At 63.1% G+C, this 22,596-nt stretch carries 18 protein-coding genes; 16 read left to right on the top strand and 2 right to left on the bottom strand.

Features of this window, described 5'->3' with window-relative positions:
* Window positions 1–49 precede the first annotated feature (49 nt).
* Both gdhA and WMO64_RS14140 read right to left on the bottom strand, forming a co-directional pair.
* Window positions 50–1,387: an NADP-specific glutamate dehydrogenase gene (gdhA, locus tag WMO64_RS14145; RefSeq protein WP_349232377.1), complete on the bottom strand. Its 1,338-nt coding sequence runs from the start codon at window positions 1,385–1,387 to the stop codon at window positions 50–52.
* Window positions 1,388–1,658: 271 nt separating this feature from the next.
* Window positions 1,659–2,543 carry a LysR family transcriptional regulator gene (locus tag WMO64_RS14140; RefSeq protein WP_349232376.1) on the bottom strand — a complete coding sequence of 295 codons (885 nt, stop codon included), beginning with the start codon at window positions 2,541–2,543 and terminating at the stop codon, window positions 1,659–1,661.
* A 470-nt stretch (window positions 2,544–3,013) separates the two neighbouring features.
* Between WMO64_RS14140 and WMO64_RS14135 the strand changes: the two genes are divergently transcribed.
* From WMO64_RS14135 to WMO64_RS14060, 16 genes are all read left to right on the top strand, one after another.
* Window positions 3,014–4,123, top strand: coding sequence for a PTS sugar transporter subunit IIC (locus tag WMO64_RS14135; protein ID WP_294520478.1), 1,110 nt, complete (start codon window positions 3,014–3,016; stop codon window positions 4,121–4,123).
* 220 nt (window positions 4,124–4,343) lie between these two features.
* Window positions 4,344–5,531: an amidohydrolase family protein gene (locus WMO64_RS14130; RefSeq protein WP_294520475.1), complete on the top strand. Its 1,188-nt coding sequence runs from the start codon at window positions 4,344–4,346 to the stop codon at window positions 5,529–5,531.
* 82 nt (window positions 5,532–5,613) lie between these two features.
* On the top strand, window positions 5,614–7,125 hold the full coding sequence (locus tag WMO64_RS14125) for a DUF362 domain-containing protein (RefSeq protein WP_294520472.1): 1,512 nt from the start codon (window positions 5,614–5,616) through the stop codon (window positions 7,123–7,125).
* Complete coding sequence (locus tag WMO64_RS14120) at window positions 7,126–7,980, top strand: hypothetical protein (RefSeq protein ID WP_294520469.1); 855 nt, start codon at window positions 7,126–7,128, stop codon at window positions 7,978–7,980. It abuts the gene before it with no gap.
* A gap of 90 nt (window positions 7,981–8,070) precedes the next feature.
* Window positions 8,071–8,688: an amino acid synthesis family protein gene (locus WMO64_RS14115; protein ID WP_294520466.1), complete on the top strand. Its 618-nt coding sequence runs from the start codon at window positions 8,071–8,073 to the stop codon at window positions 8,686–8,688.
* Between the two features lie 258 nt (window positions 8,689–8,946).
* Window positions 8,947–9,873 carry an NAD(P)-dependent oxidoreductase gene (locus WMO64_RS14110; protein WP_294520463.1) on the top strand — a complete coding sequence of 309 codons (927 nt, stop codon included), beginning with the start codon at window positions 8,947–8,949 and terminating at the stop codon, window positions 9,871–9,873.
* Between the two features lie 5 nt (window positions 9,874–9,878).
* The gene (locus WMO64_RS14105; protein WP_349232375.1) at window positions 9,879–10,748 is read left to right on the top strand and encodes an FAD binding domain-containing protein; all 870 of its coding nucleotides are present in this window, start codon (window positions 9,879–9,881) and stop codon (window positions 10,746–10,748) included.
* Window positions 10,749–10,767: 19 nt separating this feature from the next.
* Window positions 10,768–11,253 (top strand): (2Fe-2S)-binding protein, encoded by a 486-nt coding sequence (locus WMO64_RS14100; protein ID WP_349232374.1) that lies wholly within the window; start codon window positions 10,768–10,770, stop codon window positions 11,251–11,253.
* Window positions 11,250–13,565, top strand: a complete 2,316-nt coding sequence (locus WMO64_RS14095; protein WP_294520453.1) for a xanthine dehydrogenase family protein molybdopterin-binding subunit — start codon at window positions 11,250–11,252, stop codon at window positions 13,563–13,565. The genes WMO64_RS14100 and WMO64_RS14095 overlap by 4 nt, the downstream gene beginning before the upstream one ends.
* Window positions 13,566–13,581: 16 nt before the next feature.
* Window positions 13,582–14,772: a 3-isopropylmalate dehydratase large subunit gene (locus WMO64_RS14090; RefSeq protein ID WP_294520449.1), complete on the top strand. Its 1,191-nt coding sequence runs from the start codon at window positions 13,582–13,584 to the stop codon at window positions 14,770–14,772.
* A 1-nt stretch (window position 14,773) separates the two neighbouring features.
* The gene (locus WMO64_RS14085; protein WP_294520444.1) at window positions 14,774–15,268 is read left to right on the top strand and encodes a LeuD/DmdB family oxidoreductase small subunit; all 495 of its coding nucleotides are present in this window, start codon (window positions 14,774–14,776) and stop codon (window positions 15,266–15,268) included.
* A 100-nt stretch (window positions 15,269–15,368) separates the two neighbouring features.
* A complete protein-coding gene (locus WMO64_RS14080; protein WP_294520441.1) occupies window positions 15,369–17,228 on the top strand; it encodes a cobalamin-dependent protein in 1,860 nt (619 codons plus the stop codon).
* A gap of 78 nt (window positions 17,229–17,306) precedes the next feature.
* Window positions 17,307–18,452: a 2-methylaconitate cis-trans isomerase PrpF family protein gene (locus WMO64_RS14075; RefSeq protein ID WP_294520438.1), complete on the top strand. Its 1,146-nt coding sequence runs from the start codon at window positions 17,307–17,309 to the stop codon at window positions 18,450–18,452.
* 60 nt (window positions 18,453–18,512) lie between these two features.
* Window positions 18,513–19,940 (top strand): glutamate mutase L, encoded by a 1,428-nt coding sequence (locus tag WMO64_RS14070; protein ID WP_294520436.1) that lies wholly within the window; start codon window positions 18,513–18,515, stop codon window positions 19,938–19,940.
* Between the two features lie 30 nt (window positions 19,941–19,970).
* On the top strand, window positions 19,971–20,849 hold the full coding sequence (locus WMO64_RS14065) for an isocitrate lyase/PEP mutase family protein (RefSeq protein ID WP_294520433.1): 879 nt from the start codon (window positions 19,971–19,973) through the stop codon (window positions 20,847–20,849).
* 149 nt (window positions 20,850–20,998) lie between these two features.
* Window positions 20,999–22,408 carry a serine dehydratase alpha family protein gene (locus WMO64_RS14060; protein WP_294520430.1) on the top strand — a complete coding sequence of 470 codons (1,410 nt, stop codon included), beginning with the start codon at window positions 20,999–21,001 and terminating at the stop codon, window positions 22,406–22,408.
* Window positions 22,409–22,596: the final 188 nt, after the last annotated feature.

Raw genomic sequence — 22,596 nt, 5'->3', positions numbered from 1 at the left:
GTCCCACAGGGGACAGACGGCGCTTTATACTACCGGTTAAATTGGGGGATTACACCCAGCCCTGAGCCATCATAGCGTCGGCAACCTTGATGAAGGCGGCCACATTGGCGCCCAGGACATAGTCCTCGGGGGTCTTGCCGTACTCCTGGGCGGCGGCGGACATGTTCTTGTAGATGTTGGACATGATGTCCTTCAGACGGCTGTCAACCTCCTCGAAGGTCCAGGACAGGCGCAGACTGTTCTGGCTCATCTCCAGGGCGGAGACGGCCACGCCGCCGGCGTTGGCGGCCTTGCTGGGCACGAACAGGATGCCGGCCTCGGCGAAGGCGTCCATGGCCTCCAGGGTGGAGGGCATGTTGGAGCCCTCGGTGACCATCCAGCAGCCGTTCTTCAGCAGGCTCTTGGCGGCATCCAGGTCGATCTCGTTCTGGGTGGCGCAGGGCAGGGCGATGTCGCAGGGGATGGTCCAGATGCCCTGCCAGCCCTCGTGGTACTCGGCCTGGGGGTGGGTCTCCACGTACTCGCGGATACGGCCGCGGCGGACTTCCTTGATCTCCTTGATGGTGGCCACGTCCACGCCGTTGTTGTCCACGATGTAGCCGTTGGAGTCGCACATGGCGATGACCACGGCGCCCAGCTCGGTGGCCTTCTCAGCGGCGTAGATGGCCACGTTGCCGGAGCCGGACACGATGACCTTCTGGCCCTGGAAGCTCTTGCCCTTGTGGGACAGGACCTCGTTGGCCAGGTACACCACGCCGTAGCCGGTGGCCTGGGTGCGGGCCAGGGAGCCGCCGTAGCTCAGACCCTTGCCGGTGAGCACGCCGCAGTACTGGCCGGTGATGCGCTTGTACTGGCCGTACAGGTAGCCGATCTCGCGGCCGCCCACGCCGATGTCGCCGGCGGGCACGTCGCAGTCGGGGCCGATGTGGCGATAGAGCTCAGTCATAAAGCTCTGGCAGAAGCGCATGACCTCGTCGTCGCTCTTGCCCTTGGGGTCAAAGTCGCTGCCGCCCTTGCCGCCGCCGATGGGCAGGCCGGTGAGGGAGTTCTTGAAGATCTGCTCAAAGCCCAGGAACTTCATGACGCTCTGGTTGACAGTGGGGTGGAAGCGTAGGCCGCCCTTGTAGGGGCCGATGGCGCTGTTGAACTGGACGCGGAAGCCACGGTTGATCTGGTACTCGCCCTTGTCGTCGATCCAGGGCACACGGAAGGTGATGATTCGCTCGGGCTCGGTCAGCCGCTCCAGGAGCTTGGCCTTCTGATACTCGGGGTGGCGCTCCACGATGGGGCGCAGGGAATTGAGCACCTCAGTGGCGGTTTGCAGAAACTCCGGCTCATTGGGGTTCTTGGCCCGGATGTCCGACAGTACCTGACTCACATAATCCATGATGTTTACCTCCTGATCTGTAGCGCGGTCTCCTGTGGGGAGCCGCTGCTGAGATATATCTGCGGTAGCCCGGGGCGCCCTCCGCTGCTGAGAAAATGGACGGCGCTGCCCTGCGCACTACATTGGAAATAGTATACTGTCTTACCCCCGGTATCTGTCAATAGTTTTTTGCAGGATTTTTCAAAAAACTTGCGTAAAAAACCGTTCAGCCCGTAGGAATCCATATGTCGGGGAGAAATCAGGCAAGTTTTGTCCTTGGGGGCTGCACTTCTCAGAACAGATTGATGAATGCGTTGATCTCGGAAAAGAGCTTTTTGTTCTGGCTCCAGATGAGGCAGACCCGGGGGCTGAAGTTCAGATCCTCCAGGTGGCGGATGACCAGAGAGGAGTCCGTGTTGATAACGGCGGAGGTGTAGGGTGCGATGGCGATGCCGATGCCGGCCTGCGCCCAGCTGAGGGAGGACTGAATCCCATCGTTCTCGCATATGATGTGGGGCGTAAAGCCGTGCTTGCGGCAGGCGGTGATCAGCATCTCCCGGTAGCGGCGGTGGGTCACCAGCGGCTTGCCCTGAAGATCCTCCAGGGGAATGGTATCGCTGTCGTTTCCCTCAAAGAAATAGGGCTTGGCCAGGGCCACGAAGTGGTCCGCCTCACCGGGCGGGAGGAGCGGGTTGCGGATGGGCACCACGTGGAAGGTGGTCACATTGAACGGCTCGCGCACAAAGCCGATGTCTGCCTCGTTCTCCCGCAGTGCGGACAGGACGGATTCCGTGCGCCCCTCCACCACCTGAAAGTTTACATAGGGGTAGGCGCTGCAGAAGTGGGCGATTTTCTCAGGAAGAATCTGGCTGTTGATGGAACCAATGGTGGCGATGCGGATGATCATGTGCCGTTCCTGAGAAATAAGCTGGATGTCCCTGGACGTCTCCTCCAGCAGAGCCAGGATGGCCTGGGCACGCTCCCGCAGAAGAGTCCCCGCAGGCGTAATTTCAAGATGGCGCTTGTCACGGATGAAGAGGGGGGAACCCAGCTCCTCCTCCAGCAGCTTGAGCTGAAGGCTGACGGGCGGCTGAGATACATTTAGGCTCTGCGCCGCGCGGGTAACGCTGCCCATCTTGGCAATTTCAAGGAAATATTCCAGCTGTTTTAGTGTCATTGCACAAATCAACCCCTTGATAATCTGCCGTATTGAACAATAGACATATATAAAAAATATATAACAATCGGCTTTTAGAAGGATAAAAGTATTTGTCATGCCATAGGGAGAATGTTATAATATAGGCAATGAAGCGGATATAGTTTTCGTTTAAAATGCCGAGCAACCTTTATTACACAAATATTTAGGAAGCATAAAAATTAGACATTAGAGCAAAACGATATACAATTTTGCCGCATCACCCTATATTATAAATATATAGAAGCGGAAAAGCAAGGCTTATAGAGAAAAATTCCAAAAATTTGTACTGGCAGCTTGCCTGCCGCAGAAGAACCTTCTGGTTGCGAAACGTATTCCCCAAATACGTTTTTCAATAACAGCCGGCGACAGGGGCGGCTGCGGTGCGCACCGCACCGCCCCACCCTCAGGAATCCCCATCTACCGAATATGATATGAGAGGGAGGAAAAGTATGACCGAGCAGAAAAACACGCAAGAACTGACTGGCATTAGGAAGTACTTCAAAGAACAAAACATCGAGATTTCCTGGAACCGCATCGGCATTCAGGCTCTGGGCGGCATGGCTCACGGCTTGTTTGCCTCGCTCCTCATCGGCACAATCATCAATACCGTTGGTACCTTTATCCCGGGCGTAGTCGGCGAGTTCCTGATGAGCATCTCCGGCCAGACCTCCGCCGTACAGGGTGCGGCCATGGCTCTGGCCATCGGCTATGCCGTCAAGTGCGATCCCTACGTCCTCTATTCCCTGGCCACGGTCGGCTACGCCACCAACGCGTTGGGCGGCGCCGGCGGTCCTCTGGCCGTGTACTTTGTTACTCTGATTGCCATCTTCTTCGGCAAGCTGGTCTCCAAGCGTACTCCTGTCGACCTGATCGTTACCCCGGCTGTCACCATTATCGTCGGCGTTCTGGTCGCGCAGTTCCTGGCTCCGCCCATCGGCGCGTTCGCTTCCTGGCTGGGCACCATCATCATGTGGGCCACCGAACAGCAGCCCTTCTTCATGGGCATCCTGGTGTCCGTAATCGTGGGCATCGTTCTGACCCTCCCCATCAGCTCCGCTGCCGTGTGCGCGGCGCTGAGCCTGACCGGCCTGGCCGGCGGCGCGGCTGTTGCCGGCTGCTGCGCTCAGATGGTGGGCTTCGCTGTGTGCACCTATCGTGAGAACAAGATGAACGGCCTTGTGTCCATCGGCCTGGGCACCTCCATGCTGCTGGTTCCCAACCTGATGAGCAAGCCGATCCTGTGGCTGCCGCCCACGCTGGCCGCCGCCATCACCGGCCCCATTGCCACCTGCATTTTCAACCTGCAGATGAACGGTTCCCCCATCTCCTCCGGCATGGGCACCAGCGGTCTGGTTGGCCCCATCGGCGTCATCACCGGCTGGTTCACCCCCTCTGCTGAGGCTGTTACCAACGGCGCTGCCGCCATCGCCCCGGGTGCGATGGACTGGATCGGCCTGATTCTGATCTGCATCGTTCTGCCCGCTATCCTTGCCCTCGTGATTTCCGAGTTCATGCGTAAGCAGGGCTGGATCAAGGAAGGCGACTACAAGCTGGTCTAATTCCTGAGACGCCCCGGACGGCTACATATTGCAAACCGCAGCCGGGGCGCCCAGCACGACGGGCACCCCGGCTGATATATCAGGGTTTTCCCTGCACCTGAGGCGATACCCGATCCCTCCGCAGGCGGGACCGGTAGAGCAAATATTTTTCCCAGCACGTCATGAAAAATGGTAAAACGCCGATTTAGCACCGGCTAAAAGATGAAAGGAGTTTTTCACAATGAGCATGACAGTCATTAAGAACATCGGCACCATCCTCAGCGGTGACATCAACAAGCCTGTTCTCGAGGGTGACACCATCCTGATTGCCGACGGCAAGATCAAGGCCATCGGCGGCGACGCTCTGGCCGCTATCTCCACCGCCGAGATCGCTGCCGAGGTGGAGAAGGGCACTGTCATCGACGCTGCCGGCGCCACCGTCGCTCCCGGTCTGTTCGACACCCACGTCCACACCAGCCTGGGCGACTATGCTCACCGCCAGTTCGCCAGCAACTTCATCGAGGGCGAGCTCCACGGCGGCGTGACCACCATCATCTCCGCCGGTGAGTGCCACACCCCCGGCCGTCCCAAGGATCCCGCCGGCACCAAGGCTCTGGCCATCCTGGCTCACAAGTCCTTCGACGCCCTGAAGCCCGGCGGCGTGAAGGTCCACGGCGGCAGCGTCATCCTGGAGAAGGGCCTCACCGAGGCGGACTTCGCTGAGATGGCCAAGGAAGGCGTCTGGACCGTCGGCGAGATCGGCCTGGGCAGCGTGAAGCAGCCCGAGGATGCCGCTCCCATGGTCGAGTGGGCCCACAAGTACGGCATGAAGGTGCAGATGCACACCGGCGGCACCTCCATCCCCGGCTCCTCCACCGTCACCGCCGCCCAGGTCATGGCCACCAAGCCCGACGTCATCTCCCACATCAACGGCGGCCCCACCGCTATCCCCCTGCACGAGGTGGACAAGCTGATGGACGAGACCACCTTCGCCATGGAGATCGTCCAGTGCGGCAACCCCAAGGTCACTGATTACGTCGCCCGCCGCGCCAAGGAGAAGGGCCAGCTGGGCCGCATCATCTTCGGTAACGACGCCCCCTCCGGCACCGGCATCATCCCCCTGGGCATCCTGCGCAACATCTGCCAGGTGGCTTCCATCTCCGGCATCCCCGGCGAGATCGCCATCTGCATGGCCACCGGCAACGCCGCCCGCGTGTATGACAAGCTGAACACCGGTATGATCGAAGTGGGCCGCGAGGCCGACCTGATCTTCCTGGACGCCCCCATGGGCTCCGTGGCCAACACCGCCGTCGAGGCTTTCGAGTGCGGCGATATCCCCGGCCTGAGCATCATCATGGTGGACGGCGTGGTCAAGGCTGCCAAGAGCCGCAACACGCCTCCCTGCAAGCGTCCCGCCAAGGTCCTGTAAGCGGAAAAATTGACATGAGCCTGCCGCCCCGCAGAGGGATTTGGGGCGGCAGGCCTATCATACAGAGGAGGCTCAACATTACATGGTCATTGTGAACCTGGAAGCCTGCAAGGGCTGCATGATCTGCCAGAAGAACTGCCCCCTGGACGCGGTCCATGTGGTGGAGCGCAAGGCGGTTGTGGATGCCGAGAAGTGCTGCGAGTGCGGCGTGTGCACCCGCGTGTGTAAGTTCGGCGCCATCTCCAAGCCCGCTGAGATGAGCGAGAACTGCGCCGTCTGCTCCCACTGCTCCGTGCAGTGCCGTGTCCCCCTGGGCCACACCGGCGCCTGCAAGCGCTACACCAACGTCAACGGTGAGCTGGTGCGTAACCGCAAGCTGGAGATGACCCCCAACAGCCAGGTGGTCTACCCTGACAAGCGCCTGGAAGGCCCCCTTACGACTGCCGTGGGTGCCGGAACCAACTACCCCTGCATCCGTCCCGCACCCCACATCGTCTCCGGAGTCCGGGACGGCGTGGAAGTGGTGACCGTGGTGACCGAGGCTCCCCTGAGCTACTCCGCCGTTGTGGTCAAGCTGGACACCAACACCTACATCGGCGAAGAGGGCGATCCCGTCTACCGTGACGGCAAGCTGGTGGGCATGGTCAACACCGAGGAGTACGGCTCCAAGATGATCGCCGTGGGCGGCGCCAACAAGCTGACCGGCCCCGACGGTTTCATCGTGGCCCGCACCATCACCGAGCTGGCCAACGGCGAGCAGGTGGAGCTCTCCGTCAACAAGAAGATCAAAGTCGTCGTGCAGCAGGGCAAGCCCCCCATCATCAACGGCGTGCAGGAGTCCAAGATGCGCATCGGCTGCGGCAGCGCTACCGTGGGCCTGTTTGCCAAGAAGATGAAGGAGGCCGTTGACGAGTGCATTGTCATCGACCACCACGTGGTGGGCCTGTTCACCGAGCACCTGGCCGGCGCCGATGTGGGCATGGAGTGGTCCGGCGTGATCCCCAACGCCCGCAAGTCCTCCCGCGGCCGTTACTTCGGCGAGCACGGCACCGGCATCGGCGGCACCACCATCGAGACCCCCCGCGACGCCATCAAGAGCGTGGACATGACCCGCGCCCACGCCGGCATGCAGATCCTGGTGCTCAACACCACCGGTGAGATCCGCGCCCTCTTTGAGGTCCAGGCCGACGGCGACGTGAAGGAGATCCCCATGACCGACAAGGCCACTGCTCTGGCTGACGACATCATGAACAACTGTGAGCAGTCCCTGACCAGCGTCATGTACACCGGCGGTACCGGCGGCAGCGCCCGCGGCGGCGTCTGCTCCAAGCCTCTGGCCATCACCAAGGCTGTCCACGAGGGCAAGGCCGTCCTCACCATCGGCGGCGCCCCCGCCTACATCCTGCCCGGCGGCGGCATCGACTTCATCGTGGACGCCGGCAAGATGGTCAACCACGGCGTGACCTGGGTGCCCACCCCCGCCACTGTGGCGCCTGTGGAGTACACCATGACCAAGGCCGACTATGAGGCCATCGGCGGCCATATGAACTGCATCCAGCCTGTCGACGAGCTCCGCAAGGAGATTGGCGAGTAAATGACGGCTGAAAAGGACTGGGTCCGGGAGCTGGCTCCGGGACAGGTGTACTTCGATTACGGCCCCGTTTCCATGGTGGTCACCGCGGTGCGGAACGGAGCGGGCGACAGCGCATTGTGCGCAGCGGCTGCGGAGATTGTGGAGAACAACCTGCGCACCCTGGGCCAGTCGCTGGACATGCTCCGCCGCTACCCCGCCCACGTGGACCCGAAAGCGCTGACGGGCACGGCCCGCCAGATGGCCGACGCGGTGCTTGCCACCGGGGACCCCTGGCTGACGCCCATGGCGGCAGTGGCCGGAGCCATGTCCGACGCCGTGGCCGACTTCCTCTGGGAGCGGGGGGCGGAAAAAGCCACCGCCAACAACGGCGGCGACGTGGCCCTCCGCCTGGCCCCCGGCCAGAAGCTGGATATGGGCATCCTGTATGATCTGAACCGGAACGGAGTGGACCGGGTGGTCCGCATTCTTCCGGAGCACGGAATCGGCGGGGTGGCCACCAGCGGACTGGGCGGCCGGAGCCTGACCACCGGCATTGCCAGCAGCGTGACGGTGTTCTCCGCCCGCTGCGCCAGGGCCGACGCCCTGGCCACCCTCCTGGCCGACCGCTCCTACATCGAATCGCCCGCCGTCCACACCTGCCTGGCGGCAGAGGTGGACCCGGACAGCGACATCGCCGACCTGACCGTGGTCACGGCGGTGGATGCACTGACGGACGGGGAGAAGCGAAAGGCACTGGATCAGGTGCTGGCTGAGGCTGAGCTCCAGTACCGGCGCGGCGGCCTGCGGGCCTGCGTGGCGGCGGTGCAGGGTATGACAGCTACCTTTGACCCGGAAAAGATCCTCAACGACAGATGACCCGAGCGGCAGGACGCCTGCGGGGCGCCCCGACCGGCCGAGACATTCTAATAAAAAATACATCCAAAAATTTTAAAGGAGTGTTTTGCCATGAAAGAGCCCAAAATCCGCAAGATCGTAACCAACCTGGAAGAGGTGTTCTATGAGGGCGGCGCTGACATGCCCATCGAGAACGGCGGCAAGAAGTCCATCAAGACCGTCTCCGTGGCTGCTGTCATCAAGAACCCCTATGCCGGCAAGTGGCAGGAGGATCTGAGCGAGCTGACCGAGTACGGTGAGTACCTGGGCGATCTGCTGGCCCGCAAGGGCGCCGAGCTGCTGGGCGCTGAGAACGTTGAGACCTACGGCAAGGGCTGCATCGTGGGTACCGACGGCGAGCTGGAGCATTCCTCCGCTATGCTGCACCCCAAGGCAGGCAAGCCCATCCGCGCGGCCATCGGCGGCGGCAAGTCCATCATCCCCTCCAACGAGAAGGTCGGCGGCGTCGGCGCTTCCCTGGACATCTCCCTGCACTACAAGGATGCCGCTTTCGTGCGCACCCACTACGGCTCCTTCGAGGTCCGCATCCCCGACGCCCCCAAGGCTGACGAGATCGTCATGGCCGTTGTCCTGGCCGACGGTGGCCGTCCCCACGCCACTGTGAACGGCGTCGGCCGTATCGGCGGCCTGCAGAAGTCCGAGGCCAAGTGCGAGGACGGCATGCACTAAGCTGCACAGTAAACCAGAAAAAATTTGAGAAAGGCCCCCGACCGACCCGTTGGAGCTGGTCGGGGGCCTTTTCCCAAATGAAATTCAAAACGGAATGACGGAATTCAACATGAGAGATCACAACAGTTCAGACCGTTGAGAATGCCGGTTCCCCCGGCAGAATCCGGTTTCAGGCTGCGGAGCCATCGTTCCCAACGGTCTGAACAAATTTGAGTGAACGATTGATCTGAACAGAGGGAATCAACAAACCGAAATAGAATGGAGTGCATGAAAATGAAGATTGGTTTCATCGGTCTTGGCGCAATGGGTCGGCCTATGGCCAGCAATCTGCTGACTGCCGGTTATGAGGTGCACGCTTTCGACGTGGTGGAGGCCGCGGTGAAAGAGATGGAGGGCAAGGGCGCCATTGGCCACCCCTCCGCCGGTGAGATGGCCGGTCACGTCGATGTCATCATCTGCTCTCTGCCCAACGCCAAGATCGTGGAAGGCACCATGTGCGGCAAGAACGGCGTGTTTGAGAACTGCAAAGAAGGCACCATCATCATCGACATGAGCTCCGTGGCGCCCAACACCACCAAGGGCATGGCCAAGAAGGCCGCCGAGAAGGGCATCCACTACATCGACGCCCCCGTCAGCGGCGGCGTGTCCGGCGCTGCCGCCGGCACCCTGACCATCATGGTGGGCGCCGACGACGAGACCTTCGACAAGGTCAAGCCCATCTTCGACGTGCTGGGCAAGAATATTTATCACGTGGGCGAGGCCGGCGGCGGCGACGCCATCAAGATGGTCAACAACCTGCTGCTGGGCTGTAATATGGCCGCTCTGGCCGAGGCCCTGACTCTGGGCGTGAAGTGCGGCCTGTCCGTGGAGACCATGAAGCAGGTCATCTCCGTGTCCTCCGGCCGCAGCTACGCCCTGGACGCCAAGCTGGAGAAGTTCATCATGGCCGGCCAGTTCACCGGCGGCTTCGCGGTGGACCTGCAGTACAAGGACCTGGGTCTGGCCCTGGAGGCCTCCCGGGACGAGAAGGTGCCCCTGCCCATGACCGCCGCCGCCGTTCAGGTGTACGAGATGGCCAGAGCCAAGGGCCAGGGCCGCGAGGATATGTCCTCCATCGTCAAGGTCTGGGAGGACCTGACCGGCGCCAAGATCCACGGCGAGGCCGATCCGCAGAAAGGAGCCTGAATCCAATGAAGCCCTTTACTTATCACGCCCCCACCACAGTGGCTGAAGCTGTGGAGATGCTGGACAAGTACCAGAACAGCTGCGCTGTGGTCGCCGGCGGCACCGACGTGGTCATCGAGCTCAACGAGCGCCACAAGACCCCCGAGCACGTCATCAGCATCAGCAAGCTGGACGAGCTGCGCTACGTGAAGGAAGAGGACGGCATGGTGAAGATTGGCGCCCTTACCACCTTCACCGATCTGGAGAATAACCCCTACGTAAAGGAGAAGCTGCCCGCCCTGTACGAGACGGCCATCCACGTGGGCTCTCCCCAGATCCGGAATCTGGGCACCATCGGCGGCAACGTGGTCAACGCCTCCGTGGCCGGCGACTCCCCCACCACCCTGGTGACCTATGGCGCCTCCGTGGTGCTGCGCAGCGCCAAGGGCGACCGGATCATGACCATTGAGGACTTCAACAAGGGCCCCGGCAACTGCGCCATCCGGCCCGACGAGCTGATGGTGGAGGCCCGGTTCCCCGTCATCGGCCCCGACGAGGCCGTGGGCTACTTCAAGATCGGCAAGCGCAAGTCCCTGGCCATCGTGGTGCTGGCTGTCAGCATCTACGTCAAGCGTACCCCCGACAACAAGGTGGAGGACTGCCGGGTTGTGCTGGGCGCCGTGAGCAAGCACCCCATGCGCTCCCCCGAACTGGAGGCGCTCCTCAAGGGCAAGCAGCTGGAGGCGAGCGTGCTGTACGATACCCTGCCCGCCTTTACCGACGCCGTCCAGGCCGCCATCCCCACCCGCCCCTCCGTGGTCTACAAGCGTGAGGGCGTCCGCGGCGCGGCCCGCCGGTGCTACGACCAGATTCTCAGCCAGCTGGGCCTGGCCTGAGTAGGAGGGAGCCGATACTATGGAACAGATTTGTATTAATTTTAACCTGAACGGCCATGACGTGTCTGTGATGGCCGACCCCAATAAGCGCCTGGTGGACTTCCTGCGTGAGGACATGGGCATGACCAGCGTGAAGGAAGGCTGCGGCGAGGGCGAGTGCGGCGCCTGCACCGTGATCTATAACGGCAACGCGGTCACCTCCTGCCTGATGCTGGCCGGCCAGGTGGACGGCGGCAGCGTGGTCACCCTGGAGGGCGTGACCAAGGAGGACGGCACCCTGGACGTGATTCAGCAGGCCTTCGTGGACGCCGGCGCTGTCCAGTGCGGTTACTGCACCCCCGGCATGGTCCTCTCCGCCAAGGCCCTGCTGGATAAGAACCCCCACGCCACCAAGGCTGAAATTCAGCGGGCCATGTCCGGCAACCTCTGCCGCTGCACTGGCTACGCCAAGATCGTCAAGGCCGTTGAGATGGCCCGCGACGCGAAAGGAGGCGCCAACGCATGAAACCTGAGACCGCTGTGAAGGAGAAGAGCAATCTGAGCGTCTCCGCCGCTGACAAGCGGGAATATTCCGTCCTGGGCAAGAGCGTGGTCAAGAAGGACACCATGGAGAAGATCATGGGCACCGCCAAGTTCGCGGCTGATATGGAGCTGCCCAACATGCTCTATGGCGGCGTGTTCCGCAGCACCATCTGCCATGGCGTCATCAAGAGCTTCGACGCCTCCGCCGCCCTGGCCATCCCCGGCGTGGTGACCGTCCGCACCTCCAAGGACATCCCCGGCAAGAACCGGATCGGCATCATCATCAAGGATGAGCCCGTCCTGGTGGACGACAAGATCCGCCGCTACGGCGACGCCATCGCCGTTGTGGCCGCCGAGACCCCCGAGCTGGTCCAGGAGGCCCTGGACGCCATCAAGGTGGAGTACGAGGAGTACGAGCCGGTGCTGAGCATGGAGCGTGCCGCCGAGCCCGACGCCCCCATTGTCCACGGCACCACCAATGTCCACCAGAAGAAGCACCTGGAGCACGGCAACGTGGACGAGGCCTTCAAGCAGTGCGACATCATCATTGAGAACGACTACGAGACCCCCATGCTCTCCCACATGTTCATTGAGCCTGACGCGGGCCTTGCTACTTACGAAAACGGCATCATGACCGTTTACAGCTCCACCCAGAACCCCCACTACGACCGCGGCGAGATCGCCGGCATGCTGGGCTTCCCGGAGAACCGGGTGTCCTCCATCCAGGTGACCACCGGCGGCGGCTTCGGCGGCAAGCTGGACATCTCCGTCCAGTGCCACGCGGCCCTGCTGTCCTACTACACCGGCCGCCCAGTGAAGATCGTCCGCACCCGCATGGAGTCCACCATGGTGTCCTCCAAGCGCCACCCCATGAAGATGCACTACAAGACCGGCGCCACCAAGGACGGCAAGATCCTGGCCGTCCAGGCCACCCTGCTGGGCGACACCGGCGCCTACGCCTCCTACGGCCCCGCCGTTATCACCCGTGCCGTGGTCCACGCCGCCGGCCCCTATGAGGTGCCCAACGTGCGGATCGACGCCACTTTCTACTACACCAACAACCCCATGGCCGGCGCCTTCCGCGGATTCGGCGTGCCCCAGGTGGCCACCGCCCACGAGGGCCAGATGAACGCCCTGGCCAAGGCCCTGAACATGGACCCCATCGACATCCGTATCCTCAATGCCCACCGGCCCGGCAGCGTCACCCCCACCGGCCAGGTGCTGGGTGAGGACGTGGGCTTCATCAAGTGCCTGGAGGCCGCCCGGGAGAAGGCCAAGGAGGTCCTGCCTCCCTGCGTGCCCACCGCTCCCAACAAGCGCCGCGGCCGCGGCTACGGCTGCATGTACTACGGCATCGGCAACACCGGCCTGCCCAACCCCGCCGGCGCCTTTGTGGAGGTTCTGCCTGACGCCAGCGTCAACCTGATGGTGGGCTGCGCCGATATCGGCCAGGGCTCCACCTCCGCCATGGCCCAGATCGCCGCCGAGGAGCTGGGCGTGGAGTACGAGGATGTCCGCGTCACCTCCGCCAACACCCAGGTCACCCCCGAGGGCGGCGCCACCTCCGCCAGCCGCCAGACCTTTATCTCCGGCTCCGCCACCATGCTGGCCGCCCGGATGGCCAAGAAGACCCTGTCTGAAGTGGCCTCCAAGTTCCTCAACGTGCCCGAGGAGAAGCTGGTGTTCAAGCACCGCGAGATCTACTCCGCCGACGACGAGAGCGTCAAGATGACCTATACCGAGCTGATGGGCGAGATGAAGCGCCTGGGCAAGCTGGCCCTGGGCTGCGGGTCCTACAACCCCAGAACCACCGGCCTGAATCCCGAGAACATGTTTGGTATCCCCTTCGAGGTGTACTCCTACGCCGCCACCATCGTGGACCTGGAAGTGGACGTGGAAACCGGCCTGGTGGACGTGCTCAACGTCATCTCCGCCCACGACGTGGGTACCGCCGTCAACAAGCAGGCCGTTGAGGGCCAGATCGAGGGCGGCGTGGCCATGGGCATCGGCTTCGCCCTGCTGGAGAAGGTGGAGACCAAGAACGGCCGCATCACCAACCCCGTGTTCTCCAAGTACCTGCTGGCCACCGCCATGGATGTGCCCGAGATCTACCCCATCGTGGTGGAGAGCGGCACCGGCGAGACCGGCCCCTTCGGCGCCAAGGGCGTGGGCGAGCCCGCCCTGATCCCCACTATCCCCGCCACCGCGGACGCTGTGGAGAACGCCCTGAATATCCGCTTCGGCAAGCTGCCCATCCAGCACCTGGACATCATGCGGGAGCTCTATAAGAAATAAGCACGGAGGTTTTTCCATGAACTGCATTGAAAAATACCTTGCCAGAGCTGCCGGGGTGGAGGAGGCCCACGCGGGAGACGACCTGTCCTGCCGGGTGAGCTACGTGGCGGCTCACGACGTGACCGCCCCCATCGCCATCAAGATGTTCCAGGAGATCGGGGTCAAGAAGGTCTTTGACCCCGACCGGGTGGTCCTGATCGTGGACCACATCTACCCCGCCGCCAGCGAGAAGGCCCGCAACAGCGTGTGGGCCATGGACGACTTCGCCAAGGAGTTCGGCGTCCACCTCTACCAGCGGGGCGAGGGCGTCATCCACCAGCTGATGTATGAGAAGCACCGGGCCAACCCCGGCGACCTCATCGCCATCGCCGACTCCCACACCGGCACCTGCGGCGGCTACGGCGTCATGGGCGTGGGCGTGGGCTCCACCGAGTTGGCCGCCGCCATGGCCACTGGCAAGCTGGACCTGGAGGTGCCCCAGGTGGTCCAGATCCACCTGACCGGCAAGAAGCCCGCCAACGTGTTCGGCAAGGACCTGATCCTGTATCTGGGCAGCGTCTTCGGCACCGACTACCTGGTGGACAAGGCCCTCCTCTTCACCGGCGAGGGCATTGAGGACTTCTCCGTTGCCGAGCGCATGACCGTGTGCAACATGGGCATTGAGATCGGCAGCATGATCACCATCTTCGGCACCACCGCCCTGGAGCCGGACACCGCCGAGGTGCGGGAAGTGGACCTGAGCAAGCTGGAGCCCCAGATCGCCCGTCCCTTCTCTCCCGCCAACGTGGTCCCCGTCCGGGAAGTGGCCGGTACCCCCGTCACCCAGGTGGTGGTGGGCTCCTGCACCAACGGCCGTATCAACGACATGGAGCAGGTGGCCAAGGCCTTCAAGGGCAAGAAGGTCAATCCCAACGTGAACACCCTCATCGTCCCCGCCTCCCGCGACGTGCTGGACGAGATGGAGGCTCGCGGCTGGTGCAAGATCATCCGGGACGCCGGCGCCACGGTGCTCAATCCCGGCTGCGGCCCCTGCTTCGGCGCCCACGAGGGCCTGACCAGCGAGCGGGACGTGGTGGTCTCCACCACCAACCGCAACTTCCCCGGCCGTATGGGCAGCATGAAGGCCAACATCTACCTGGCCTCTCCCGCTACCGCCGCGGCCACCGCCCTGGCGGGCAAAATCACCGTTCCGGAGGTGGAGGACTGACATGAATACCATCAAGGGCAGAGTCATCGTCCTGGGCGACGATGTGGACACCGATCAGATTCTCCCCGGATACGCCATGGCTGAGCCCATGGACCAGCTGGGCAAGTTCGCCATGGCCGGTCTGGCCGGCCTGGATTTCAAGTCCGTGTTCCAGCCTGGGGACATTATCGTGGCCGGCCGCAACTTCGGCTGTGGTTCCTCCCGAGAGCAGGCCCCCATCGCCCTCAAGCAGGTGGGCGTGGCCCTGGTCATCGCCAAGGGTTTTGCCCGTATCTTCCGACGCAACTCCATCAACATCGGCATGCCCGTGTGGGTGGCTGATGTGGCGGACTGCCTGAAGACCGGCGACGTCATCGAGGCCGACCTGGAGAAGGGTACCGTCACCGTCAATGGTGAGGTCAAGCAGTTCAACCCCCTGTCTGAGAACGTGCGCAAGACCCTGGAGTACGGCGGCCTGATCCCCCGTGTCCGGGCCGAGCTGGGAATCGAGGGGTAATATCATACCCGACCGGCCCTGCCCACAGGTGGGGCAGGGCCGGTGCCATAGAGTTCAGATTACAAGAGAATCGAAAATCGGGAAACAAGGTGATATGATAATGAAAGACCCGCAGGAGAGAACAAAAAAGATCATCAAGGAAGACATCGAGACCATCCGCGCCTATGCCGACTGCTTCGACGTGGAGATGCCCGACCTGGACGAGAACGGCGAGGTAGTGGGCCTGCCCGCCCCCTATCCCCGCGAGGTGGCCGGCGTTGTCCGCAGCGGCTACCGCATCTATGAGCTGGGCCAGAAGGCGCTGGAGACCGGCGTGCCCTGCCTGAACCCCATCCTGGGCCGCAACACCGCTGAGGAGACCTGGAAAGAGTCCTGCGAGATGTACAAGTACGCCGAGATGTACGACGACACCGTCTTCCACTTCGTTCACTCCGAGGCCACCCGCCACATTGATCCCCTGAAGGGCCGCGAGCTCATCGAGCAGTCCCGCGGCAAGGGCGGCATCACCCCCAAGGGCGAGCGTGAGTTCATCCAGATGGGCGGCGGCTCCAAGCACCCCGTGCGTATCAACGCCACCGGCGATACCGCCCACATCAACATCCTCAACGCCCTGATCGCCGGCTTTGACGGCACGGATATCGGCCCTGTCATCCACGTCCACTTCGGCGGCCGCGGCATCCACGACTTCCGCACCAAGGTGGTCAACGGCTACAAGGCCATCCAGATCTGCGGCGAGAACAAGATCTTTGCCCAGCTGGACACCCACAAGCACATCAACAACATCGGCGGCACCGACGGCATGGGCATCGCCATGTGCCTGCTGGCCGAGGGCCTGGCGGTCCACGGCGGCCTGCCCTGGGAGCTGAGCGGCATCCAGATGAACGTGGGCGGCAACAACCTGTACCGCGACCTGGCCATCATGCGGGCCTTCCGCCACAACATGCTCTCCAAGAGCCTGATCGTGGTGCCCGAGACCTTCCAGAACCCGCCCGGAAACCTGGTGGCCGAGCAGGCCCACTTCGCCCGTATGGCCATCTCCGCCAAGCTAGGCGGCGCCAACTTCTACCGTCCCAAGGCCGCCGAGAGCGTGGGCATCCCCACCGGCGACTCCATGGGCCAGGCCATCTGGGCCAGCGAGGACGTGTTCCGCCGCACCTACAACCCGGGCATCGAGTCCCCCAAGATCGACGAGTACGAGAACATGATGATGGACGAGGCCTTTGCCGTGCTGGAGGCCGTGCTCCACCTGCCCAGCCGCAGCCTGAAGCCCGGCTGCCTGACCGAGGACTTCTGGCGTCAGTGGACCGACGAGGAGCTCATCGACCTCATCGTGGACGGCGGCAAGAGCGGCAAGATGGATACGCCTCGCGCCGGCGGCTGGGATCTGAAGCGGTTCGTCAAGACCAACCGCGATCCCGACGGCATCACCCGCTATGTGGAGGGCTACACCCCCCTGGGCGTGGATCCCACCCGCTGCCCCATCACCAAGGAGCATGTCACCGTCCACGTGGATAAGCCCCCCACGCGGAAGGAGAAGATCGTTCTGGCCACCGTGGGCGCCGACGCCCACGTCAACGGCATCAACACCATCCGTGAGACCTTCCAGGACGCCGGCTTCGAGGTCATCTACCTCCGCGGCATGAACCTGCCCGAGACCGTGGCCGAGGTGGCCGCTGAGGTCAAGGCCGACGCCGTGGGCGTGAGCAACCTGCTGGGTCTGGGCGTCACCCTGTTCCCCCGTGTGGAGGCCCGCCTGAAGGAGCTGGGCATCCGGGACAAGGTGGTTGTCTGGGCCGGCGGCCGTATCGCTGAGAAGGAAGAGGAGCACCAGTACTACGAGGATAAGATCAAGAAGGAAGGCGTGGGCTTTATGGGCGTGGACGCCTTCTTCGGCCCCGACTCCACTCCCGAGCAGTGCCTGGAGACCATCACCAAGCTCATCGAAGAAAAGAAGAAGTAAATTTTCCACTCCTCCCGGCGGGCGCGTTCCCGCCGGGAGCGGCAGTACAGCGAAAAAGCCGTATAGGAGGTAATCATCATGGATCAGTTCAGAATCCCTTGCGTGATTATGCGCGCCGGTACCAGCAAGGGCATTTTCCTAAAGCAGAACGATCTGCCCGCGCCCGGTCCCGAGCGTGACAAGATCATCCTCGGCATCTTCGGTTCTCCCGACAAGCGCCAGATCGACGGTCTGGCCGGCGCTGATCCCCTGACCAGCAAGCTGGCCATCGTCGGCCCCGGCTCCGTGCCCGGCGCCGATGTGGACTACACCTTTGCCCAGGTGTCCATCACCGACGCCAAGGTGGACTGGAACGGCAACTGCGGCAACATCTCCTCCGGTGTTGCCCCCTTCGCCATCGACGAGTCCATCGTCAGCTGCCATGAGGGCCTCAACGAGGTCACCATCTGGCAGACCAACACCCAGAAGCTGATGAAGTCCTACGTCATGGTGGAGAACGGCAAGGCCAAGGTCACCGGCGACGCGGAGATCGCCGGCGTGCCCGGCACCGCCGCCCCCATTCAGATGGATATGTCCGGTACCGCCGGCGCTGCCACCGGCAAGCTGCTGCCCACCGGCAACCCCGTGGACGTCATCGAGACCAGCCGCGGCCCCATCGAGGCCTCTATCGTGGACTGCGCCAACCCCGTGATCTTTGTGCGTGCCGAGAGCGTGGGCATGAAGGGCACCGAGGATCAGCAGGAGATCGACGGCAATCCCGAGCTGCTGAAGTACCTGGAGGAGATCCGCGGCATCGCCTGCGTCAAGTGCGGCATGGCCAAGGACCTGGAGGACGCCACCAAGAACTCCCCTGCCTTCCCCATGGTCGCCTTTATCACCGAGGCCCAGGATTACTACTATCCCCCTGAGAACAAGACCATCAAGAAGGAAGATGTGGATCTGGTCTCCCGCTTGATGTTCATGCAGGTGCTGCACAAGACCTATGCCGGCACCGCCACCGTCTGCACCGGCGTGGCCGCCAAGATCAAGGGCACCCTGGTCAACCAGGTCCTGCACAACGACAATCCCCCCGAGCTGGTGCGCATCGGCCACCCCGCCGGCATGATCCCCTGCTACTCCGAGGTGGATGAGAACAACAACGTCAAGAAGGCCGCCATCGTCCGCACCGCCCGCCGCCTCATGGAGGGCTATGCCCTGCTGGAAAAGGCCAAGTATCAGTACTGATTCTCCCTCGCCCGCCCGGTGCCGTCGGCGCCGGGCGAGGACCAAAAAGGATACCAGAATATGCTTGCAAATATTATCGTATTTGATGTAGGCAGCACCTACACCAAGGCGGCCGCCTTCCGGCTGGAACGGGGAAAGTTCACCTTCCTGGGCCGGGGCCAGTCGCCCACCACCCTCCACGACATCATGGAGGGTGCAGGCAAGGCCGAGGAGGCCATCCGGGCCCAGGGGGTGGAGTTCGACGAGCTGTGCAAGCGGTACAGCTCCTGCTCCGCCGCCGGCGGACTGCGGATGGTAGCTCTGGGCTATATGCCCCGGGTCACCGCTAAGGCCGCCAAGGAAGTGGCTATGACCGCCGGCGCCCGCGTGATGCAGGTGGTCTCCTCCGAGGAGCCTCTGGACTACCGGAAGGAAGTCCTCATGGAGATCAACCCGGATATCATCCTGCTCTCCGGCGGCACCGACGGCGGCGACGAGAGCTGCGCCATGGAGAATGCAGAGATGATCTGCTCCCTCCACAGCAAGGCCACCGTCATTGTGGCGTGCAACAAGTACGCCCAGATGCCTGTGGCGGAGATGTTCGACCGCAACGGGATCCGGTACGTCCGGGTGCCCAACATCATGCCCACCATCCACGACCTCAACGTGAAGCCGGCCCGCGAGGCCATTCACGAGGAGTTCATCAAGCAGATCACCCGGGCCAAGGGCCTGCTGGAGTTCCGGGACAGCCTGGCCGACACCACTGTGGTGCCCACGCCGGGCGCGGTGCTGCTGGCCAGCGAGCTGCTGGCCCGGGGCACCTACGACCAGGACGGCATCGGCTCCCTGATCCTCATCGATCTGGGCGGCGCCACCACCGACATCCACTCCGCCCTCCCCGAGCTGGAGAAGCTGGCCATTGAGGAGCGGGGCCTGGTCATCAACAACGAGAAGCAGTTCTCCTACCGCACCGTGGAGGGCAACCTGGGCCTGCGTGTCAGCGCCACGGGCATCCCCGAGGCGGTGGGCCCCAACGCCATCATCCGAGCCATGGACCTGGACTGTGAGGTCACGCCCGACGAGGTGCTGGCCTTTGCCTCCAAGCTGGAGGCCCACCCCGAGTACATCCCTCAGGGGGAGAAGGAGCAGTCCCTGGAGCGGGCCATGGCCACCTGCGCCATCTCCACCGCCCTGCGGCGGCACGCCGGCCACTACGCCGAGGCTGCTGACCCGGTGATGGGCATCATGGCGGGCGCCGCCATGGGCCGCGACCTGCGGAACGTGGAGAAGGTGCTCTGCGTGGGCGGTATCTTCGTCCACTCGGACAAGGAGAAGGCCGTGGGCCTGGTGGAGCGCTGCTTTGAAAATCCGGGCATCTCTCTGCTGCCCCTCAATCCCCCCAAGATCATTCTGGACCGGAGCTACCTGCTCTACGCCATGGGCGTGCTGGGCAAGCACTACCCCGACGCCGCCCTGAATTTCCTCAAGGAATATGTCGATCAGGCTTAAAGCCAATCTTTAGATTTGGAGTGAATTAACATGAACGGAGCTACTAAAATCCGCGAGCTGTTTGCCACCAAGAAGACCATCGTCGCCCCCGGCGCCCACGACATGCTCACCGGCAAGATTATCGGCAAGCTGGGCTTTGACGCCGTGTACATGACCGGCTACGGCCAGTCCGCCAGCCACCTGGGCAAGCCCGACGTGGGCCTGATGACCATGAGCGAGATGGTCATGCGCGCCGGCAACATGGTGGAGGCCGCCGGTGTGCCCGTCATCGCCGACGCCGACACCGGCTTCGGCAACGCCGTCAACGTGATGCGCACCGTCCGCGAGTACGAGAAGGCCGGCGTGGCTGTCATCCAGCTGGAGGATCAGGTCATGCCCAAGAAGTGCGGCCACATGGTGGGCCGTGAGGTCATCTCCAAGGATGAGATGGTGGGCAAGATCAAGGCCGCTGTGGATACCCGTCAGGGCGACATGATGATCATGGCCCGTACCGACGCCCGCACCGTCTTCGGCATCGAGGAGGCCCTGGAGCGCGCCCACGCCTACAAGGAGGCCGGCGCCGACATTCTGTTCGTGGAGTCCCCCGAGTCCGAGGAGGAGATGCGCCGCATCAACACCGAGCTGCCCGGCGTGCTCACCCTGGCCAACATGGTGGAGGGCGGCCGCACTCCCATGTTCACCAACGCCAAGCTGTCTGAGTTCGGCTACAACCTGATCATCTATCCCACCGCCTCCGTCTATGTCACCACCAAGGCCATGGTGGACCTGTGGGAGGGCATGCGCCGGGACGACACCACCGAGAAGCTCATGGACACCATGATCCCCTTCGCTCAGTTCAACGAGATCGTGGGCCTGCCCGAGATCCGCGCCATCGAGGCCAACTACGCCACCGGCCGCGTTGTGAAATAATCTAACCGGCAACCGAAGCAGTCCCCCTAAGAATGCGGCGGTTCCGGTGCGCCCGGCGGATCGTTTCCCCAGCCCGGCGCGCCGGGCCGCCGCATCTTTTTCATTTAAACAGCAACGGCCCTGCGGGGAGATAAAAGGAGAGTACGCCTATGTCTGATATTAGAGCTGCCATTCAGGAGAAGATGCCCCTGACCGTCAGCGAGATGATTTCCGTCGCCAAGGAGTACGACGCCCGGGTAGTGGACGTGGTCCTGCTGGAGACTGAGCTGCGCACCGGCCTGAGCCGGGAAGAGATCCTCACTGGGATCATGAACGAGTACGCCCACAACCTGAAGGCCGTGGAGATCGGCGTGAAGGACGGCGAGAGCATTCTGCTGGGCACCGTGGCCTCTCAGCTGGCCGCCCAGCCCGGCCCCAAGTGCTTTGAGGACTCCTTCCTGGACGACGCCCTGCTCTACACCCTGGGCGCCCAGGTGGGCAACCACTGCATCGGCCTGCGTCCCTGCGCCGGTACCGGCGACTCCTGCCCCTACTCCGGCTTCATCAAGACCATGATGGTCCACGGCTACGACGAGAAGACCATCGCCGAGATCGCCGCCCTGATCCTGAAGATCGGCAGCCTGTTCCGTGTGGGCAAGGTCACCACCGGCTGCAACATGGAGGGCTTCGGCGCCGGCTCCGCCTGCATCGCCGCCGCCACCGTCGCTCTGGGCGGCGGCACCCCCGAGCAGATGGAGAAGGCCATGGTCCTGGCCCTGTCTCCCACCATCGCCGTGCCCTGCACCCCCCGTGTGCTGGTGCCCGCCCTGTGCACCACCCACGTGGGCGGCGCTATCCTGATGGGTATGTATGCCGGCAAGCTGTGCATGAAGGTGGATATGACCGTCAACGTGCCCTTCGACGTCATGCTGGCCATGGCCGCCGAGGTCCACGTGGAGTCCGGCCACTACATCGTGCCCACCGTGGTGGAGTACATGGAGCCCTTCTTCAAGCGTAAGCCCGCCGTCGAGTCCCTGGTCCGCCAGGAGGTCAAGGACGCCGAGGCCAAGAAGATGGCCGAGACCATGGACAAGGCCGCCAAGAAGGCCAAGGCTCTGGCCACCGGCGCGGCCGACATCCTCCACACCCTGGGCGACGCCGTGGTCGGCGGCAGCAGCCAGGCCGTGGGCAGCCCCACCAACGCCGCCCGCATCTGCCATGAGCTGGCCAAGGGCAAGATCAAGAAGGTCCGTGTGGAGCTCTATCCCGAGCTGTTCGCCCGCCGCTCCATCAATATCCCCGGCGTGCTGATGGGCGCTGTGTACGGCGCCTCCACCGCCGACTACCAGATGTACAACAAGTCCGTCCAGATGACCAAGGACGACGGCATCGAGGTGGAGATCGTGGAGGGCACCGAGCACGCCATCCAGCGCATCACCATCACCACCGACGAGATGACCTGCATGGTGGATACCCTCAACCGTGGCGGCGGCCGTCTGGTCCTGCGGGACGCCAGCCCCTCCCTGGCCGAGGCCGAGGCTGCGGCCAAGCGGCTGGGCATCGTGCTGGTCCAGCCCTGAAATACGGCGGCTATCCCCGCGGGAGGGGGCAAAACCCTCTCCCGCGGGATATCCATACCCGCGCCCGGGGCGCGGTACATAATCTGAGAAAGTGAAATGAGGGAACTATTTTGGCAAAGATTGTACGCAAGGAAGTGCTGAATCCCAGCGTGACGCTGCTGGAAGTGGATGCGCCCAAGATTGCCCGT

This window comes from Pseudoflavonifractor intestinihominis, from assembly GCF_040096055.1.
GTDB lineage: Bacteria > Bacillota > Clostridia > Oscillospirales > Oscillospiraceae > Pseudoflavonifractor > Pseudoflavonifractor intestinihominis.
This window is presented reverse-complemented; position numbering and strand designations above follow the sequence as displayed.

Coding starts and splice junctions, on each gene's coding strand:
- gdhA (WP_349232377.1), bottom strand. CDS start 1,387: ATGGATTATGTGAGTCAGGTACTGTCGGACATCCGGGCCAAGAACCCC.
- WMO64_RS14140 (WP_349232376.1), bottom strand. CDS start 2,543: ATGACACTAAAACAGCTGGAATATTTCCTTGAAATTGCCAAGATGGGC.
- WMO64_RS14135 (WP_294520478.1), top strand. CDS start 3,014: ATGACCGAGCAGAAAAACACGCAAGAACTGACTGGCATTAGGAAGTAC.
- WMO64_RS14130 (WP_294520475.1), top strand. CDS start 4,344: ATGAGCATGACAGTCATTAAGAACATCGGCACCATCCTCAGCGGTGAC.
- WMO64_RS14125 (WP_294520472.1), top strand. CDS start 5,614: ATGGTCATTGTGAACCTGGAAGCCTGCAAGGGCTGCATGATCTGCCAG.
- WMO64_RS14120 (WP_294520469.1), top strand. CDS start 7,126: ATGACGGCTGAAAAGGACTGGGTCCGGGAGCTGGCTCCGGGACAGGTG.
- WMO64_RS14115 (WP_294520466.1), top strand. CDS start 8,071: ATGAAAGAGCCCAAAATCCGCAAGATCGTAACCAACCTGGAAGAGGTG.
- WMO64_RS14110 (WP_294520463.1), top strand. CDS start 8,947: ATGGAGTGCATGAAAATGAAGATTGGTTTCATCGGTCTTGGCGCAATG.
- WMO64_RS14105 (WP_349232375.1), top strand. CDS start 9,879: ATGAAGCCCTTTACTTATCACGCCCCCACCACAGTGGCTGAAGCTGTG.
- WMO64_RS14100 (WP_349232374.1), top strand. CDS start 10,768: ATGGAACAGATTTGTATTAATTTTAACCTGAACGGCCATGACGTGTCT.
- WMO64_RS14095 (WP_294520453.1), top strand. CDS start 11,250: ATGAAACCTGAGACCGCTGTGAAGGAGAAGAGCAATCTGAGCGTCTCC.
- WMO64_RS14090 (WP_294520449.1), top strand. CDS start 13,582: ATGAACTGCATTGAAAAATACCTTGCCAGAGCTGCCGGGGTGGAGGAG.
- WMO64_RS14085 (WP_294520444.1), top strand. CDS start 14,774: ATGAATACCATCAAGGGCAGAGTCATCGTCCTGGGCGACGATGTGGAC.
- WMO64_RS14080 (WP_294520441.1), top strand. CDS start 15,369: ATGAAAGACCCGCAGGAGAGAACAAAAAAGATCATCAAGGAAGACATC.
- WMO64_RS14075 (WP_294520438.1), top strand. CDS start 17,307: ATGGATCAGTTCAGAATCCCTTGCGTGATTATGCGCGCCGGTACCAGC.
- WMO64_RS14070 (WP_294520436.1), top strand. CDS start 18,513: ATGCTTGCAAATATTATCGTATTTGATGTAGGCAGCACCTACACCAAG.
- WMO64_RS14065 (WP_294520433.1), top strand. CDS start 19,971: ATGAACGGAGCTACTAAAATCCGCGAGCTGTTTGCCACCAAGAAGACC.
- WMO64_RS14060 (WP_294520430.1), top strand. CDS start 20,999: ATGTCTGATATTAGAGCTGCCATTCAGGAGAAGATGCCCCTGACCGTC.